Genomic DNA, 17,932 nt, shown 5'->3' on the forward strand with positions numbered 1-17,932 from the left:
ATGTATACTTAATCGCCGCTTTTTCTCGGATCCAGTGTGTCACGGACTCTATCGCCGATCACATTCACAGATAGCACAAATAGCGCAATGGCAGCGCCAGGAAAGGTACATATCCACCAGGCTACTGTCAAATAACCTCTCCCCTGTGACAGAACGGTTCCCCAATCGGGAATCTCCTTGATCACCCCAAGCCCCAGAAAGCTAAGACCTGAGCTCGTCAATATGGAGCTCCCAATACCCACCGTAGCCATTACCAGGAACGGGGACAGCGAGTTAGGGAGAACATGCTTCAGGAAGATACTCAGCTCTGAGCTCCCAATGGAACGTGAAGCCAGCACGTAGGGCTTGTTCTTGATTGTCAGGACCTGACTTCTCATCACTCTTGCATAATTAGGGATGACCCCTGCGGATACCGCCAGTACAATGTTGAACAGACTGGGCCCCACTGCGGCTGCAATGGCCAGAGCAAGCAGGATGCCCGGAATGGACATCAAGATCTCGATCAGCCTCATCACAATGACGTCCACCCATCCCCCTGCATATCCGGATAGAGCACCTATAGCTCCTCCAAGTCCGCCTCCCACAAGAACAGAAGCGACTCCGATAAACAGTGAATCCCGGGCACCATATACCACCAGACTGAAGACATCTCTTCCAAAGTAATCTGTTCCGAGCAAATGGACCGCCCCCGGAGGCTGCAGCAGCTGATTGGGATCCATAACCTCAGGTGAATAAGGGGCTATCCACTGCGGCACTATCGCACACGCGGTCATAAATACGACGACCAGGCAAGCTGCATATAAGAAAACCCTGGATGCGCTAATGCGTCTTAATGACACATTCGCTTTCCAGGTTATTTTCCTAATCGGCTTAAGCGCCGTTACTTCCTTCATCTACACTCCTCCCTTAAGCTGCGAGCGTCTAACCCGGGGATCGATGAACGAATACGAAATATCCACGATAAGATTGGTCAAGACATAGATCATGGCCGTGAAAAAGATAACTCCCTGCACAACCGGGATATCCTTGGACAGGATAGCATCCGCCAAGATTCTTCCGATTCCCTGCCGGGCAAAGACGGTCTCGGTCACCACAGTTCCGCTGAGCAGCTCCCCCACCGTTAGCCCGATCATGGTTAGGGCCGGAATCAGGGAATTGCGCAGAGCATGACCATACATGACAGACCTCTCAGAGAGCCCCTTGGCCCGCAGCGTCAAAATATACGGTTCTCCGAGCACCTCAAGCATCGTATTGCGTACCATCCGGACGATGAATCCTGCACCGACAAGCCCCAGGGTGAGCCCTGGAAGGACCAGCGTCTTCCAGCCGTCAGAGCCCATAGCGGGGAACCATCCAAGCTGGATAGAGAACAGCAGCAGAAGCAGGATTCCCGTCCAGAACGCAGGCATCGAGATTCCGAACAGCCCAATGAACCGGGCCGCGAAATCAATAACTCCATTCCGGTGTATTGCAGAGAGAACACCAAGAAGAATCCCTACAACCAGCGACACGGACACGCTGACAAGGGTCAGGGTCAGCGTAGCCGGAAGATGTTCCAATATCTTCGGAAGGACCAGGTCCCCATTTACTCTGGAGACCCCGAAGTCCCCCTGAAGCAGATGGATAAAATATCTGTAAAACTGGACATAGAACGGTTGGTCAAGTCCAAGGTGGCTCTTCAAGCTGGCGATAGCTTCCGGTGAAGATGCATTGCCGTCAAGCATGATCAGCACCGGATCACCGGGCAGCAGATACATAATAATGAACACCAGCATCGATGAGCCAAGAACAACGAGCAAGGAGGAGAACAGACGGGTTGTGATGGCTCCAGTCATTGGATTCGCTCCCTGCCTGTCTATTTGCGAATCGTTACGTCGTAGAATTGCGGATAGCCCAGAAGATCAAACTTCAACCCTTCTACGCTGTTCGAATGGGCAACGGTATAAGGAAACACATAGATCGGAAGCGCGAGCGCATTCTTGATCACATACTGCTGAATCTGCGTATAGGCCGCTTTCCGCTTCTGCGAATCGGTCTCTTGATAGCCTTGATCCAGCAGCTTATCGATCCCAGGGTCATTCAGCTTCACGAAATTAGTACCGCCCTTGCCGTATACTCTATCCGAGCGGAACAGATTACGCAGAATATCCGGGTCAGCCTTAACCTGGGAATTGCCAAACAGATCATACTCGCCTTGGGTCAGCGGCGTAACAGTATCCTTGGTAATCGTCAGCTTGACATCCACCCCGACCTGCTTCAGCTGCTGCTGGACAATCGCGGCAATATCATTGCGCTTCTCCCGGTTGGGTGAAGATTCCAGGTACCGAAGCGTCAGCTTCTTGCCGTCCTTCTCACGGATCCCATCTGCACCTTTCGTCCAGCCAAGCTCATCCAGCAACTGGTTCGCTTTTGCCGCGTCAGCCTTCACGCTATTCTCGAGTGACGCATCATAACCAAGTATGCCGGGAGTCAGAACAGACCAAGCCCGTTGATACGTGCCCAGATACAGGGTCTTCACAATCGTGTCTACATCCACAGCGGTTCTCACAGCTTCCCGCAGCTTGAGGTCGCTCCATGGCGCATTGCTTGTGTTGAAATATAGAGTGTACGGTGTACCATTGGTTACAGCCGTCTCCAGCTTAATATTAGGATCGTTCTTCAAAGTCAGAATGTTCTGCGGGGGCACTGTCTCTGCGGCAAGCACCTGTCCGCTCTGGACACTGCCAATCCGGGTTGCTTCTTCAGGGACAATTTTGAAAGTCAGCTTATCCAGATGTGAAGCTCCTTTGTTCTCCGCAATTGGCGGTCCCCAGTTATACTCTGAATTCTTCTCAAGTACAATCTGGTCGTTCTCGGACCAGCTTACGAACTTGAACGGGCCAGTTCCCACAGGATGCTTACCGTATTGTTCACCATACTGCTGAAGTGCCTTAGGTGAGGATATCCCGAGAAAAGCGGAGCTTAACCCGCTAAGCAGCGGCTCAAAGGGTTCCGTGAGGTTCACTTTGATCGTATCCTCGCTAATGACCTCGGCGGATTTATAAGGCCCAATCAGCGTGCGCGCCTGCCCAGTTAAGGTCTGGGTATGATCGAGGGTGGCCTTCACCGCTGCCGCATTAAAAGGAGTCCCGTCATGGAACTTAACGTTGTGGCGCAGCTTGAAGGTATAGCTCTTGCCATCCGCCGACTTCGTCCAGCTCTCAGCCAGCCATGGCTTGAAGGTGCCGTCAGGCAGCTCGGATACCAAGCTGTCATAAATATTACGGAACACCCTATGAGATACGGCGTAGCCGCTCTTGCCAGCGTCCAGAGAATCCGGTGACGTTGCCAGCGCATAAGTCAGCTCGCCACCTGATGAAGAACTGCTGCCGCTCCCTTCAGCCGCCGCCTTGGACGTTCCGGTATCGCCTGCTCCTTTACTTGAAGCGCACCCGGTAAGTACAAGTACAAATGCGGCAGATACTAAAACAAATTTCATCCAATTCGAAGCTCTTCTCTTAATCAATATGTTCTCCCCCTCTTGATAAATCTGAATGTGAACAGCAGCAGTCTACTTCGCAGATCTGTTAGACCTGGGGAACCTCATCCTGTGTAGACCTAGCTGCTAACGCCTCTTTGATCCGGTTAATCTGACCGATATGATGATGCACATGTCTGATGAACCCTGATACGATCGCTTCGGCTGTTACCGTCTCCCCTTTGAAATTCACGCCGGTCTTCTTCCAGTCACTATCCGTCAAGCGTTCAAACAGCAGGCTGTTATACTGAAGCAGCGCCTGATAAACACCCAAAATGTCTTCAATACGGCTCTCATTCGCCTTCTGACCGTATACCCAGGCATCCTGATCGAAAGCAGGCAGCTGAGCTGTCGTTCCGGCTAGCACATCACGAATCCGGAAAGACACAACGAAGTTATGATCGGCCAAATGGGCCAGCACTTCGGTGATGCTCCACGATTCGGGTGATGCTTTCCATTTCAGTTCCTCAGGGCTAAGGCCCGTGGTGGCTTGTTCTAACACTCGGTAAGTATCCAAATAGTCTGGAATATGGATGGTAGACATGATAAGTTCCTCCCGAAATATAATTTAATTTTATTTAACTCATAGAATTAGTCGGATTTATTAGAGCACAGGGTTCGCTGAGCTAAAAAATCTCCAGAATTCCACTTAAATAAATTTAACTAAGAAATCCAGGCAATAGTGCGTGGAAGAACATTTCACAAGGCGGATTTCCGTGCAAATCTCTTCCGTGCATTTCACATAGCTGGTTCATTTAGTTCAAGCTTGGTTCCAGCACCGACGAAGATCCCCATACCGTGCTCGGGATTTCCCGCTTCAGCACGGGAATAACCTCAGAAGCGAAACGTTCAACCTGCTCAAGCTGCTCAGCCTCGGTCAACCCGTCTACACTGATGCTGAGCACTTGATGCCCGTAGGCCTCATGATATTTCATAATTTTCTCTATAACTTGGTCTGCACTTCCGACCAGGGCGGGTCCATTCGCGATATTGTCCTCAAGGTCTTTGAAAGGAGACTGGTTATGCTTGGCGGAATCTGTGGATTGGAAGGAATCATAATAAGGACGATATCGCCGGATCGCTTCCTCATTCGTATTGGCAAGGTACAAGCTGCCTCCGCCAGCACCAACCACAGCAGCCTTGGGATCATGTCCATAGTAGGCCAGCCGCTCCCGATAATGGTCAATTAAGGCTTTGTACTTGGCCATGGGGTGAAAGGTATTGGAAGAAAAGATGGGCTCCCCGTACTTCGCCGCAAGCTCCGTAGATCTCGTGCTCGATGCGCTGCCGTGCCATAGCGGAATTGTCTTCTGAAACGGTCTCGGCTGTGTTGTAACCTGATCCAGCGGCGTACGGTATCTTCCCTCCCAGCTGACATCTTCCTCTCTCCACAAGCGCCGCAGCAGCTCATACCGCTCTGCAAGCGAGTCCCACTGCTCCTCTTCGGTAATCCCGAAGAGCGGATAGTGGCGCGGGTCATTCCCTTTGCCAATAATCATCTCCAGCCTCCCTCCCGAGAGGTGATCGAGCGTAGCATAATCCTCGGCTACCCGAACAGGGTCAAGCACACTCAGAACGGTCACGGTACTAAGCAATCGAATCCGCGAGGTTCTTGCAGCTATGGCTGTCAGCACTAATGGCGGAGAAGAGGACAGAAAAGGAGCACCATGGCGCTCGCCAACTCCGTATGCATCGAATCCGAGCTTCTCAGCCAGAACTGCCTGGTTCAGCACGTTCTGGAATTTCTGCTGTGCCGTCAACGTCTCCCCGGTTACGGAATTGGGAATGTTCATCATCAGGCTGAACAGGGCAAATTTCATATGGTCTATTCCCCTTTAGATATTAATGTTCTCCTTTTATAGGGACCCCGAATTCTGCTTTAAGGGCCAGCCTTATAAAATAATCAAAGCTTGGGTTAGTGTCTCTCCATGTCTCAGGCTGGGTACGGGTAAGCTCGTTCTTCTCCATGTCATAACCAAAGATCGGACGTGCTGACTTCCTTCTTCGCATGGTTGTAGACTCCCTTCCTTCACAAGATTGGCAATTCAACGCTTAAAAGCGTTAAAGAATCCATGTAGACTTAAACGCCCCGGCTTACTCCTGCTGGCAGTGCTGCTGTAAATGCGCTCCCCCGCTCTTCCTGCTCTGCCCGTTCTTCCCCCAAAGCCTCCAACACGAACTGTGCATGGAGCTTCGCACCCAAGGTAAGTATCGATTCATCCAGCCCGAACTTCGGGTGGTGTATCGGATAGACTGGGTCACAGCCTTCCCGCGACGATCCCAGAAAAGCGAATGCGCCCGGAATCTGATCCGTATATAGCGCGAAGTCCTCCCCGGCCAGGATCGGCCTAAGCTCCTGAACACCGTGCTTCCCGAACACCACATGTCCGGCTTGCTCCGCCAGCTGTCGAACATGGCTATCGTTGCTCAGCAGCGTACCGGTACGCTGAATCACCTCAGACGTACCTCCATGCTGCATCGCGACCAGTTCCGCTGTTCTTTGAATCCTGTGCGTAATTTTGTCTACCACAGCCGGATGGAAGGCCCGGAATGAGCCTTTAATCTCACTATGATCGGCAATAGCATTCAAGACAGTGCCTGCATTCAATGTTCCAAAAGACAGCACTGCAGGCTCCAGCGGATCCACCACGGTGGTCATGGCCAGCTTGATCTCATTAATGAATTGGGCGGCCATAAGGATGGCATCTGCCGCCAGGTGCGGCGAGCTGTGATGCCCGCTCACGCCATGGAAGCGGACCGTGAAATGCGAGGAAGCCGCCATGGCCTCCTTCTTGTGCAGCCCAAGCGTTCCCGCCGGCAGATCGGGCCAGACATGTATGGCGAAGCACGTGTCCACGCCCTCCAGAATGCCGGCCTCAATCATGTCCCGGCCGCCGCTGATCAGGCGGCCGTCAGACTCCAGCTGGCGCGTGCCCTCCTCGGCCGGCTGGAATACGAACTTCACCGTACCGTGAAGTTCGTTCCGGAATCGGCTGAGCGCTTTGGCTGCGCCCAGCAGCATGGCTGTGTGCGCATCATGCCCGCAGGCATGCATGATGCCCGCGTGACGGGAGCTGTATTCCGCTCCCGTCTCCTCCTGGATCGGCAGGGCATCCATATCCGCCCTCAGCAGAACCGTTCGGCCCTCCTTACTTCCATGAAGGAGGCCGACAACCCCGCTGCCGAAGTGGCGGCCTACCTGCCGCTGCACTTCAAGGCCATACCGCTCAAGCAGCTCGGCTACCTTGCCCGCCGTTCGCGGAACATCGAACAGCACCTCCGGATGCTGATGAATATCCCGGCGAATCCTGATAAGTTCCTCCTGTAGAGTATCGATGTAGGCAAGAATAGGTGCTGTGTCCATTAACTGTTCACTTTTTGCTTGGCATACCGGTTCTCAGGAATAGGAACCTCCAGATTTCCTCTCAGCGTATCAGCCTCATAATCCAGTCTGTAAAGGCCGCGTTCTTGAAGAATAGGAACGACCAGATCCACAAAATCGCTCAGTCCGCTTGGCAGCTCGGAATGAATGATGAACCCGTCAGCAGCCCCCTCCTCATACCAGGCCTGGATCTTATCTGCAACCTGCTCAGGTGTCCCGATAAATCCGCTTCTCGGAGTTGCGGACTGTAGGGCAGCCTGACGAAGCGTTAAATTCTGCTCTTTCGCCTTTTGCTTGATCTTGTCTGTGCCGCTGCGGAAGCTGTTGGAACCGAAATCTCCAAGCTCCGGGAAAGGCTCATCCAGCGGATATTGCGAGAAGTCGTGATGCTCGAAGAACCGGCCCAGATAATTAAGGGCGTTCTCGATGGTCACTAGCCCCGCGAGTTCCTGATATTTGCGCTCGGCCTCTTCTTCCGTTCTGCCTATAATTGGCCCTATACCCGGCAGAATGAGGATGTCCTCCGGCGATCGTCCGAACCGGACTGCGCGCTCCTTCACATCCTTATAGAACGCCTTGGCCTCCTCCAGGTTATCCTGTCCGGTGAATACGGCATCCGCTTCCTTGGCCGCCAGATTCTTCCCGTCCTCCGAAGATCCGGCCTGGAAGATGACCGGCTGTCCCTGCTTGGAGCGGGCAATGTTCAGCGGGCCCTTGACCGAGAAGAACTCTCCCTTGTGGTTCAGTGTATGTAGCTTCTCCGGATCGAAGAAAACTCCCGACTCTTTATCCCGGACGAACGCATCATCTTCCCACGAATCCCATAACCCTCTGGATACCTGCAAATATTCTTCAGCGATTTTGTAACGCTGCGGGTGGGAAGGATGCTCCGACCTGCTAAAGTTAAGAGCCGAGCCCTCCAGCGGAGAGGTGACTACATTCCACCCGGCACGGCCGCCGCTGATATGATCCAGGGAGGCAAACTGCCTGGAGACGGTGAACGGTTCACTATAAGAGGTAGACAAAGTTCCAACCAACCCGATTCGCGAGGTGACCGCAGCAAGCGCGGATAGAATGGTAATAGGTTCAAAACGGTTCAAGAAATGCGGAATCGATTTTTCGTTAATATATAGACCGTCAGCAATAAAGACCAGATCGAACTTGCCTTCCTCTGCCTTTAAAGTCTGACGCTTATAGAATTCAAAATTCACACTGGCGTCTGTAATCGCCTCCGGGTGCCGCCACGAGGACATTGAACCTCCTACCCCATGCACAAGCGCGCCAAATTTTATTTTTTTAGAACTGGCCATCAACTTCTCCTCCTTCTGTAAATTAATTTATATAATTCCGATAAGTTAAATCGTATTTATGGCGATAACTATACCACCCGATTTTTCCCTCCGTCAATCAGGCAGCTAATCAACTCTTTCTATTCATTAATAGATAACTTCGATATGAATTTGCTAATGAAGCAATGCCTCTCTCCCGGCCGCCAGAAAAGCTTTGGCAAGCGAGGTACTCTCCCCTATGCGCGAGATAATATGGGTGTGCAGGGCGTTGCCCGAAATCTCCGGAACCGGAACGGGTATCAGTCTGCCCTCTTGAATTTCCTTCTTCGCACACAGCTCCGGCAGGAAGCAGATTCCCGCACGGTTCATGACGAGCTTCTTGGCCGTCTCCAGATTATCAACCTGGTAGTTGATCCTTGGCGGCTCGGTCAAATTTTCGAAGGAGCGCTGGATCCTAACCCAGTCCAATGAACCGCATTCAAAAAAGATGAACGGCTCATTGCTGAGCAGCTCAGCAGACACACTCTCAAGCTTTGTAAAAGGATGACCTTCATAGACAAATAGCTTTATCGGGTCCTCTAACAGCTTCAAGGAATGTATTTGCGGATGAATTACATTTCTCACGAGCCCCAGATCGCTCTCGTTACTGAGCACACGGCGAAGAATGAAATCACTAGCAGCCGTTGTAAGTCTGATATCGACTTCCGGGAACTCCTCTTTAATCCTTGGGAGAATCTGTGGAATTATATAATTAGATACCGAGATCGTACAATCAATTCTCAGTTCACCCGTCACTTCTGCCGCCCTGTGCAGGTGTTGCTTGGAGCTTTGGTAGATACGGAGAATCTGCTGTGCATCCGGCAGAAACCGTTGGCCCTTATCAGTAAGATTGATTTTCTTACCCATTCGGTCGAATAACTGGCAGTCCAAATCACGTTCAAGTGATTGGATTCGGGCTGTTACCGAAGGCTGTGACAAGAATAAGGCATCCGCTGCCTTATTAAAGCTCCCATAATGAACGACGTACACAAACGCCTCAAGATTATCTAGATTCATCCTTTCAGACCCTCCCTTATCGATAATACACATTTAACATATTAGTTAACTCGGATTTAAATGTGCATCTCTTGGTTTAGGGACGAGTATACGGCACTCTGCTGCCAGCGTCAATTAGAAATCTCCTTATTTATCTATTATTCTTGCCTGAGAGTAACTGGAAATAATATGATAGGAATAGGTCTTAAGTCCATTCCAAAATGAGGTGTCATCTGTGGGCTTCAAAGGTAGGATTGCCGCAGTTTCAATTACATTTTGCTTTCACACCCTATTTGTACTCTACGATGTATCAAGGTATGGTCGCCTTGATGCCTTGATTCTGTCAGCTTACCTGCTGATTCTGCCCGTTGCGTACTGGGCAGGCTTTCAATTTGACCGGATTAAGGCAGAATCCGAGAAGGACCCGCTTACCCGGCTATATAATCGGCGTTATGTACTGGATTCCTATTCCAGGCTTACGATGCGTGCCAGCAGACAACTAGGTAAGCTGTTCGTGCTCATGATCGACTGCGACAATTTCAAAACGATCAACGACAGATTAACGCATGAGAAAGGAGATCTTGTTTTTCAAAGGATTGCCGCTCTCCTCAGAACACATACCCGTTCTACTGATATTGTATCCCGCTGGGGCGGTGACGAGTTCCTGGTTATTGGTGAGTACAACGGATCAGAGGCACTTGCCGCCATGCTGAACAGGATTGCAGGTGAACTTGAGAATCTGTCTCTTGAAATGGGTATTCCTATTTCCGCCACAATTGGATCAGCTGTATACCCGGACGACCACCACCACATCAATGAGCTAATTAAGATTGCAGATAGAGAGATGTATTCCTACAAACCTCGTACGAAGGAAGAGGATGCCTTCCTGGCCTACGATTTGATTGACCACCTTTGATACTATGCAATACACCACCACAAAAAGACGCTCCCTGAATTCATCATTCAGGAGAGCGTCTTCTGCATAATATTAACCTTATAAACGTTTTATGCTATACACGAGCTTGCCTTCTGAATCGGTAGAAGTGAACTCTTCCTCTGTAAGCTCTGTCAGCTGCTCGAATACAGGAACGGCCAAGAACTGCCAATCGCTGATATAAAAGCGGATATATCCGCCATCCGAATCCAGTTCTGTGCGTGCCAAATCATACGTCTTGGGCGGTGCAACCGGATCAAGTCCGAGCCGGTCGCTGATTCTTACTTCAATAGGATGACCGTGCCATTCTATCAACTTGTTAACCATAATCGGGTCCATTCGTTATGCCTCCTTCATCTGGCAGCTGCCCGCATCCTCTTGGGGGATCACCTGCAGAGAGTACCCGCTGAGCCAATCCCAGCACGGGGAATTCAAGCGGGGATCTATGAAAGTCAGAAATTGGTCTTCGGTTTCGCAGACTGTGAGGCCTTTGCCTTCGGCGACAGCTATAAGGAGTCCATCCTGCCTCTTCAGTTCCACGTACCAGGCGATATGGTCATCCAGCCCGGCAAGCTCATCTTCAATAATGTCCTTGAGATCCGGATGAGCTTCCGCAGCGGCTATAAAGACCAGATCCCAATTTAACTGGCTTATGTTCACAGAAGATCCCCCCTAGGTTTGTCAATCATTAAGCAAGCTTTGCCCTGCTGCTTGTAATATCACTGAACATTCCGGAATAGTTCGTAACCTCACCCGCATCATTTCTAACGGCACTAATCGTTAACCATTCGAGATATATTTCCCCGTTCTTCTTACGGTTCCATATTTCCCCCTGCCAATATCCATGTGCACGAATGTTCTCCCACATATCGTTATAGAACTCACGCGACTGCTTGCCGGATTTAAGGACACTCGGCATCTTACCGATCACCTCAGCCTCCGTATATCCGGTTAATTTAGTGAATGAAGCATTAACTGAAGTAATCGTTCCCTTCTCATCCGTAACCATGATACCTTCCACGGTATTCTCGATAATAGAGGCAGCCAGCCCAAGCTTCTCCTGATAGAACATCCAGATGACCAGGATCAAGCTGGCAAGTGCAATTTCAGATAAAGCCATGAACCCGATTGCGTAATGTCCGGTTGCCTTGAACAAGAGGGTCAGCATCAGCGGTGGGAAGAAGCCCCCAAGTCCGCCCATAGCCGAGATGATTCCGTTCGCGATCCCCGCCTGTTTAGAGAAGTAAAGGGGTACCAGCTTGAAAATGGCTCCGTTTCCGATCCCTGCACAGAAAGCAACGGTCAGACAGCCGACCGAATACCATGCAAGCGTTGGAGCGAATGACAGCAATACCGCAGATGCAGTCAAACCCGCGAATACAAACATGAGCAGCTTATAAGGGTTCATGATGTCACCCAGCTTACCGCCGATTGGGCGCATCGCTGTAGCCAATGCAATGAAGCCAGCTGTGCGTAGCCCTGCATCCACTTTGGACAGATTGAAGTAACTGACCAGGAAGTTAGGCAGGTACACGGTGAACGCAACGAATGAACCGAACGTAATGAAATAGAACAGACACAATAACCACAGCTTCTGATTGCGCGAAACTTCCTTCACCTGCTTAACAAGTGAGGTCTTAACCTTTGCCTGTGGCTCCTTACGGTCACCGAGCATAAAGTTCAATACAGCCATCCCGATCAGCAGGATTCCATAGACCAGAACGGTCTTGGACCAGCCGATCTGATTCGCGACCAGCGGCGCTCCGAATGTGGAGAAGGCCGTCCCGATATTACCAACCCCGTAGATCCCGTTCACAAAACCGTGCTTTTCCTTGCCATAATATTTAGGGAGCGAGGTTACTCCGACCGAGAATACAGCTCCTGATGTTCCGAGGAAGAAGCCGCCGATGATCAGGTCCCAAAATGAATCAGCCTGGCTGACCCAGTACAGCGGAATCAGCAGCAGGATGAAGCTGAAAGCAAACATTCTGCGTGCGCCGATTACATTCGTCCAATAGCCGAATGGTACCCTCATAATGGAGCCCATTAGTACAGGAACTGCCGTTACCCAGGTTAGCTGGGTGGCGGTTAGATGGATATCCTCCTTAATGAAAGGCATTAAAGACGACAGAATGACCCAGACCATGAAGCCGGTAACCAGACTTACCGTCTGCAGAGGAAGTTGAAATTTTCTATTATTCATTTAACGTCACGCTCCCGAAAATAAATCCATAAAGCAATTGGAAACAACACGATGTTAAGAACGGCAAAGAGCACCACACGTTCATAACGATCATAGAAATAGGAATTCACTGCTTGCTGGGTACAAATAATATTGAGCAGCAGTACAATGCAGAGCAGAATGACACCACGGTAACTACGTTTCATACCGCTTCACTCCCGTCGCATAGATTGCTCCCTGCTCTTTGGAGAGCACCACTTCAGGAAGGGGGCGCTGCGGAGGACCCGCCGTTGGCTTCCCTGTCTTCACATCGAAGAATCCGTGATGGCACGGGCATACCAGCCTGCCCTCTTCCTTGCTCCAGAACACGGGGCACTTGAGATGTGTACACGCGTTCTGATAGGCCTTGAACTCATTCTCTCCCAGGCGGACCAGCAGTGCGGCATCATGCTCGCCAGGGTAAGCAAATTCAATGGCTTCCCCGATTTTCAAGTCATTCGCATTAGCCAGCTTTTGCTTCGGGTGGGACTTGCTGCCGAGTCCGGTTAATTCCTTCACCGCAAGCGCCCCCCAAGGCATGGTGGATACTGCGAAGATCCCTGCCGCGCCTACCATCGTCTTCATGAATCCCCGGCGGTCCAGTCTCCGCTCTCCAGCCTTGCGGATGTTATGGGTATAATTATTCTCATCAAATGGAATCTTGTCGTTGTTATGCTTGGTACGGCCTAGATCATCTCTCTTGTTATTCTTGATATCCTCACCCATGTGAATCCCTCCTTCTTCAGCGGTACATTCTTGATCAGAATAACTTCTCTGTGCCTTGTAAAATGCCCGGTAGGTTGATCTTCACGTGGGTCTCCCCTTCGAGCGGGTTCTCCGGCAGCCGGGAGGACATCCATTTACCCAGCCGGTGCTTTTCCTGCTTCGCAGCGAACTCCTCTTCTGTAATCCATTGGAGTGTATTGGTCGGGCAGACCGACGCACACATCGGAGGAATTCCCTCTTTGGTACGGTCATAGCACAGATCGCACTTGTACATCAGGTTCTGTTCTTCGTCAAATTTAGGAATCCCGTAAGGACAAGCAATCGTACAGTTCTGACACCCGATACATTTCTCAACAAGTGCTGAGAGAACTGCGCCCTCTTCAGTTACTTGAATCGCCTGTGCCGGACAGCTGCGCGCACAAGCTGGATTCACACAATGCAGGCACATTAGCGGAATGGTCTGACGATTCACAAGCGGATTCACATCATATACATAGTTCCGATTGCGTTCGTCATGTCCGCCGCACTGGGTGCAGGCAGCGAGGCAGCTTCGGCAGCCGATACAATTGTCCATTTCAATATAGAGCAGCTGTTTCATCATTGGTGAACGGCCTCCTTCTCTGCCTTCTTACCGCCTACTGTTCCCGCCTGCCCATTCGGGCGTTCAACTCCGAGCTTATCTATCTCAGCCGCACATACCTTGAACTCCGGCATCCGCGACATGGGATCGAGCGCTGGAATTGTGAGCAGGTTCACGGAGCCTTCATGACCGAAATGATACGGTACGAACACGGTATCCTTACGAATGGCTTCTGTTATCTTCACTTTATATATACACTCACCGCGGCGGGTTCTAAGCCGCACTCTCTCTTCATGCTCAATTTCATACTTTGCAGCCGTCTCAGGATGTACTTCGACGTAAGGTTCAGGACACATATCCAGGAGGAAAGGAATTCGTCTGGTCTGGTTACCGGATAAGTAGTGATATACGACCCGGCCTGTAGTCAAGCGAAGCGGATAGGCTTCATCCGGCTCCTCCGCTGGAGGACGGTATGGCAGGGCGCACAGCTTGGCTTTGCCATCCGGATGATAAAATTTCTTATCGAGGAACATATGCGGCGTCCCTGGATCATTCTCATCCTTGCATGGCCAGAAGACCCCATCTTGCTTCTCGATTTTGTCCCAGGTTGCTCCGTAGTAATCCGCATATCCGCCTTTGGAAGCTAAGCGGAATTCATCGGCTACGTCTCTGGCTGTCTTCAGATGACTGAAATATTTACCACGTCCCAGCCTTTCAGCCAGCTCCACGGCGATCTGCCAGTCCGGCTTGCTCTCGCCCAGAGGCTCCTGCGCCTTATTGATTTTGATGATACGGCCTTCAAGGTTCGTTACCGTTCCCTCATCCTCTGACCAGGTCACGGATGGGAGAACCACATCTGCGAATTCAGCGGATTCGGACAAGTACATATCCGAGCAGACCATGAAGTCAAGCTCCTTCAACACTTTCCGGACATAATTCAGGTTCGGTGCCGATACAGCCGGATTGGAGCAGAGTAAGTACAGTCCACGAATCGTCTTCTGCTCCATTAATTCGAACATTTCATAAGCGGATACACCAGGCTGTGGCATTTCCTCCGGTGTGATCCCCCATACCTTACATACTTCTTCCACATGCTTCGGGTTCGTGATCTTGCGATAACCTGGCAGCAGATCCGACTTCTGACCGTGCTCACGGCCGCCTTGCCCGTTGCCTTGACCGGTAAAGGTGGCAACTCCCGACTTCGGACGTCCGATCTTGCCGGTAACCAGCGGCATATTGGTATAACCGGATACATTGTCGGCTCCCTTATGCTGCTGCTCGATTCCCCGCGCGAACATGACAACCGCTTCTGGCGCTTTACCGTAGATCTCAGCTGCGCGAATCAGCTTCTCTGGCGCAATTCCTGTAATCTCACTTGTATATTCAGGTGTGAACTCCTTCACGACCTCTACCATCTCTTCAAATCCGCCTGTATGCTCCCTGATGAAATCCTCATCAGCATATCCACCTTGAATGAGCAGGTTCACCATACAGTTGGCCAGCGCCAAATCCGTACCCGGGCGCAGATCCAGATGAATGTCCGCTCTTCTGGCGATTGGAGTCTCCCGCGGATCGGCTACAATGAGGTAACCGCCGCGGCTTTGAACTTCCCATACTCTGAACATGGACGTAGGATGGCATTCCGCTGTATTGCTTCCTGCAATGAAGAGACAATCCGTCTCATGCAGATCCGTCCACGGAAGGGTTGATCCCCGGTCTACGCCGAAGGTACGAAGGAATCCCGCCGCCGCGCTTGACATACAGAATCGGCCGTTATAATCGATGTATCTGGTCTGCAGGGCCACACGGGCGAACTTCCCGGTAAGGTAGCATTTCTCATTCGTCATGGATACCCCACTGAAGACGGACAAGCTGTCCTTCCCATACTGCGCCTGCATTTCCTTGAACCGGCGGGCAATCAGATCATAGGCTTCATCCCAGCTGGCCTCCCGGAAGCCTTCCTTGGTTCCCTTCAGAGCCGGATTATCCCGGATAAGCGGCTTCAGTATGCGGTCTGGATGATTCGTCTGCTGATAGGCGGTTACGCCTTTCGGACACATTTTCCCCAGAGTTACCGGCCAGTCATAACGCGGTTCAACCCCGATAATCGTGTTCGAAGAAGTATCCACGCGCAGGTTCATCCCGCACTGCATTCCGCAATAGGAACAGTGTGTGGGAACCAGCTTCTCACCCGGGTGAACCTTGTTCTCTATAACCTTAAAGAATTTATCCTTTGGCATTCTGGTTGGCCTCCTTCACAGGGATCTTGTGTGTCTGAATGCCAGTGAACCGGGACATCCGGTATTTACGGCGGCAGGGCAGGCACAGCTCAGCAAGATGGTATCCCTCTTCTGTCTGGAATTTGATGTCGTTCTGTCCAAGCACATTAATTACGTCGCTCGACTGCTCGGCGGAGACAAATCCGGTACCGCACACAGCACATTTCTTCGTCTCTTGCTCCGCATAATGCTCACGATAATTCCTCGCAAATACACTAAGCGGCCGGAATGGAATATGAGCGAGCTTGCCAAACGGTATATAGATCATAGTCATAATAACCGACCACTGATGAATCAAGGTAATGATGGGATGCCCCTTCCCGTGAAGGAACATATTGGAGAAGGTGAGCGCAAGACCTGTGATACATACGAACAGCAGCAGATAGAGCGGCAGGAAGTCATAAGCAAATGACTGTTCAGCTCTTGCCTGCATGTTCTTGACTCTGCGGTACAGGGCCATGCATACCCCGCCAATGACCATAAAAGCCGAGATATTTAAGGCGTTATAGAACAGGTAACCCAGCAGCCCATCCGCCTGGATGCGCAGCACATCAATCCCGAAGAATACCACCCAGTAATATCCGTTCTCTGCCATGGTGAAGTACATCCATCCGAATACAAGCGGGAATGTAACCAAGCAGGAAATGATGCATCCCCAGCCCAGCAGCACGTGCTGAGTCCAGCGGTACCAGCCCCGGTTCCAGATGAATTTGTAAGTCACCAAATGATTGGCCGCTGTCTTCGGCGTACTCTTTCTAAAGAGCAGCTTGATCCCCTTCTTGATGATAATCTTTGTTGGAGGTCTTTCCCCCCAGGCAATGAATCGATAGAAAAATCCACATATAAATACCAACGTTCCTACCATGTAGCCGTATAAGGCCAGATCCACATGGGTGAAAAATCGTGAGCCGATATAGATCAGCACCAATAGGCCTAACACGGTCAGAAATACCGATTTTGCAAATTTGGAAGCGAATGCCCGATCCATCTGTTCATATCCCCTTTCGCGCCTGTTCCTCGGAACCTATAGGTTCTCAATTCAGCCGCTTCATTCACGCACTATGCTTCTTTCTTATTCATCATAGCTTGAATACCGGGAACACGTTATCGGGGGAATACCTGATATTTAAGGGGGCAATTCCCTTAATTAATGACATCCTTCCTGAGGATCTGCAATGTCAAGCTCATTCTGCTAGTGAGCTATGCTTCTCACCCTGCGCCTTAAGGGGGTTATATTAATTCTGCTATAAATGACAGATATCATATTTAATATTTATAAAATGATATACCTTTAAAGATATCAACCCCGGAGATTCAGTGGCCACCTCTTAATAAATAGGGGTATTCCCTGACTTACAGACGGGTATGGAGAGGGTACAATAATATCAGACTTAATGATAAAAGCAGGACGTTACTGAAATGTTCCTATACATTCCTAAGGAGGTGCCAGCCGATGATCACAATAAAGGATCATATCGAGCAGGAGCTGGACTCCCTGCGCGCACGAACAGGCAGCGATTTCTCCGGCCTGCTCCTCATGGACACCCCGGACACAGGACTTCGCTGGCAATTTGTCTCAGGCCACAGGAGCAGCCGCAGCAAGCAGATCATTCTGCGGCCGGGACAGGGACTGCCAGGGCTAGTCACGAGACTCGGCAGACGGGTCGTTCTTGATGAATCCGTCCAGGATATTCGCAAATTGCGGTTTGACAATCCAATTATGCTGGCTGAGAATTTGCACGCCGTTGCCGTTATTCCGATTGTTAGAGAACGAGAAATTCTCGGTCTGCTCATGATTGGCAGTCGTAAGCCTACTCTCTACTCATCTCAAATCATTGAGATGGTTGAGCAGGAGGCTGAAATCTTAAGTCCGGTTATCTACGGACTGAAATCAGGCACTATCTCTTCGCGGTGAACCCCTTGCTTATTGCTGGGGTTCATTTTTTTTTATATGATACAAAGACGAGGG

General features: G+C 50.8%; 19 protein-coding genes. 2 read left to right on the plus strand and 17 right to left on the minus strand.

The features are described from left to right. Nucleotides 1-8: 8 nt before the first annotated feature. From ACRRNK_RS18540 to ACRRNK_RS18580, 9 genes are all read right to left on the minus strand, one after another. On the minus strand, nucleotides 9-893 hold the full coding sequence (locus ACRRNK_RS18540) for an ABC transporter permease (protein WP_433944124.1): 885 nt from the start codon (nucleotides 891-893) through the stop codon (nucleotides 9-11). After that, nucleotides 894-1,835 (minus strand): ABC transporter permease, encoded by a 942-nt coding sequence (locus ACRRNK_RS18545; RefSeq protein WP_433944125.1) that lies wholly within the window; start codon nucleotides 1,833-1,835, stop codon nucleotides 894-896. A 20-nt stretch (nucleotides 1,836-1,855) separates the two neighbouring features. Continuing rightward, nucleotides 1,856-3,505, minus strand: coding sequence for an ABC transporter substrate-binding protein (locus ACRRNK_RS18550; RefSeq protein WP_433944126.1), 1,650 nt, complete (start codon nucleotides 3,503-3,505; stop codon nucleotides 1,856-1,858). Between the two features lie 61 nt (nucleotides 3,506-3,566). Continuing rightward, complete coding sequence (locus ACRRNK_RS18555; RefSeq protein WP_433944127.1) at nucleotides 3,567-4,061, minus strand: DinB family protein; 495 nt, start codon at nucleotides 4,059-4,061, stop codon at nucleotides 3,567-3,569. Nucleotides 4,062-4,272: 211 nt separating this feature from the next. Then, on the minus strand, nucleotides 4,273-5,337 hold the full coding sequence (locus ACRRNK_RS18560) for an LLM class flavin-dependent oxidoreductase (RefSeq protein ID WP_433944128.1): 1,065 nt from the start codon (nucleotides 5,335-5,337) through the stop codon (nucleotides 4,273-4,275). A 22-nt stretch (nucleotides 5,338-5,359) separates the two neighbouring features. Further along, nucleotides 5,360-5,527, minus strand: coding sequence for a hypothetical protein (locus ACRRNK_RS18565; protein ID WP_433944129.1), 168 nt, complete (start codon nucleotides 5,525-5,527; stop codon nucleotides 5,360-5,362). 70 nt (nucleotides 5,528-5,597) lie between these two features. Continuing rightward, complete coding sequence (locus ACRRNK_RS18570; protein WP_433944130.1) at nucleotides 5,598-6,881, minus strand: M20 metallopeptidase family protein; 1,284 nt, start codon at nucleotides 6,879-6,881, stop codon at nucleotides 5,598-5,600. Further along, the gene (locus ACRRNK_RS18575; RefSeq protein ID WP_433944131.1) at nucleotides 6,881-8,209 is read right to left on the minus strand and encodes an LLM class flavin-dependent oxidoreductase; all 1,329 of its coding nucleotides are present in this window, start codon (nucleotides 8,207-8,209) and stop codon (nucleotides 6,881-6,883) included. The genes ACRRNK_RS18570 and ACRRNK_RS18575 overlap by 1 nt, the downstream gene beginning before the upstream one ends. A gap of 153 nt (nucleotides 8,210-8,362) precedes the next feature. Then, nucleotides 8,363-9,244 (minus strand): LysR family transcriptional regulator, encoded by an 882-nt coding sequence (locus ACRRNK_RS18580; protein ID WP_433944132.1) that lies wholly within the window; start codon nucleotides 9,242-9,244, stop codon nucleotides 8,363-8,365. Nucleotides 9,245-9,458: 214 nt separating this feature from the next. Between ACRRNK_RS18580 and ACRRNK_RS18585 the strand changes: the two genes are divergently transcribed. Then, complete coding sequence (locus tag ACRRNK_RS18585) at nucleotides 9,459-10,139, plus strand: GGDEF domain-containing protein (protein WP_433944133.1); 681 nt, start codon at nucleotides 9,459-9,461, stop codon at nucleotides 10,137-10,139. A 78-nt stretch (nucleotides 10,140-10,217) separates the two neighbouring features. Here the strand turns inward: ACRRNK_RS18585 and ACRRNK_RS18590 are convergent, their stop codons facing one another. The 8 genes from ACRRNK_RS18590 to ACRRNK_RS18625 are packed head-to-tail and all read right to left on the minus strand — an operon-like array spanning nucleotide 10,218 to nucleotide 16,951. Continuing rightward, entirely contained in the window at nucleotides 10,218-10,496 is a 279-nt protein-coding gene (locus ACRRNK_RS18590) for a hypothetical protein (RefSeq protein ID WP_433944134.1), read from the minus strand. 3 nt (nucleotides 10,497-10,499) lie between these two features. Beyond that, a complete protein-coding gene (locus tag ACRRNK_RS18595; RefSeq protein ID WP_433944135.1) occupies nucleotides 10,500-10,817 on the minus strand; it encodes a hypothetical protein in 318 nt (105 codons plus the stop codon). 28 nt (nucleotides 10,818-10,845) lie between these two features. Then, nucleotides 10,846-12,360 (minus strand): nitrate/nitrite transporter, encoded by a 1,515-nt coding sequence (locus ACRRNK_RS18600; RefSeq protein ID WP_433944136.1) that lies wholly within the window; start codon nucleotides 12,358-12,360, stop codon nucleotides 10,846-10,848. Continuing rightward, nucleotides 12,357-12,545, minus strand: a complete 189-nt coding sequence (locus tag ACRRNK_RS18605) for a hypothetical protein (protein WP_433944137.1) — start codon at nucleotides 12,543-12,545, stop codon at nucleotides 12,357-12,359. Before ACRRNK_RS18605 ends, ACRRNK_RS18600 begins: the two co-directional genes overlap by 4 nt. Further along, nucleotides 12,535-13,104: a Rieske 2Fe-2S domain-containing protein gene (locus tag ACRRNK_RS18610; protein WP_433944138.1), complete on the minus strand. Its 570-nt coding sequence runs from the start codon at nucleotides 13,102-13,104 to the stop codon at nucleotides 12,535-12,537. The genes ACRRNK_RS18605 and ACRRNK_RS18610 overlap by 11 nt, the downstream gene beginning before the upstream one ends. A 34-nt stretch (nucleotides 13,105-13,138) precedes the next feature. Next, a complete protein-coding gene (locus ACRRNK_RS18615; protein WP_251378754.1) occupies nucleotides 13,139-13,702 on the minus strand; it encodes a 4Fe-4S dicluster domain-containing protein in 564 nt (187 codons plus the stop codon). Next, nucleotides 13,702-15,924, minus strand: coding sequence for a molybdopterin oxidoreductase family protein (locus ACRRNK_RS18620; RefSeq protein WP_433944139.1), 2,223 nt, complete (start codon nucleotides 15,922-15,924; stop codon nucleotides 13,702-13,704). Before ACRRNK_RS18620 ends, ACRRNK_RS18615 begins: the two co-directional genes overlap by 1 nt. After that, on the minus strand, nucleotides 15,911-16,951 hold the full coding sequence (locus tag ACRRNK_RS18625; RefSeq protein ID WP_433944140.1) for a hypothetical protein: 1,041 nt from the start codon (nucleotides 16,949-16,951) through the stop codon (nucleotides 15,911-15,913). The genes ACRRNK_RS18620 and ACRRNK_RS18625 overlap by 14 nt, the downstream gene beginning before the upstream one ends. 465 nt (nucleotides 16,952-17,416) lie before the next feature. On the opposite strand from ACRRNK_RS18625, the gene ACRRNK_RS18630 reads away from it, so the two are divergent. Beyond that, nucleotides 17,417-17,878, plus strand: coding sequence for a GAF domain-containing protein (locus ACRRNK_RS18630; protein WP_433944141.1), 462 nt, complete (start codon nucleotides 17,417-17,419; stop codon nucleotides 17,876-17,878). Nucleotides 17,879-17,932: the final 54 nt, after the last annotated feature.

It is taken from the genome of Paenibacillus sp. SN-8-1, from assembly GCF_050995535.1.
Lineage (GTDB): Bacteria > Bacillota > Bacilli > Paenibacillales > Paenibacillaceae > Fontibacillus.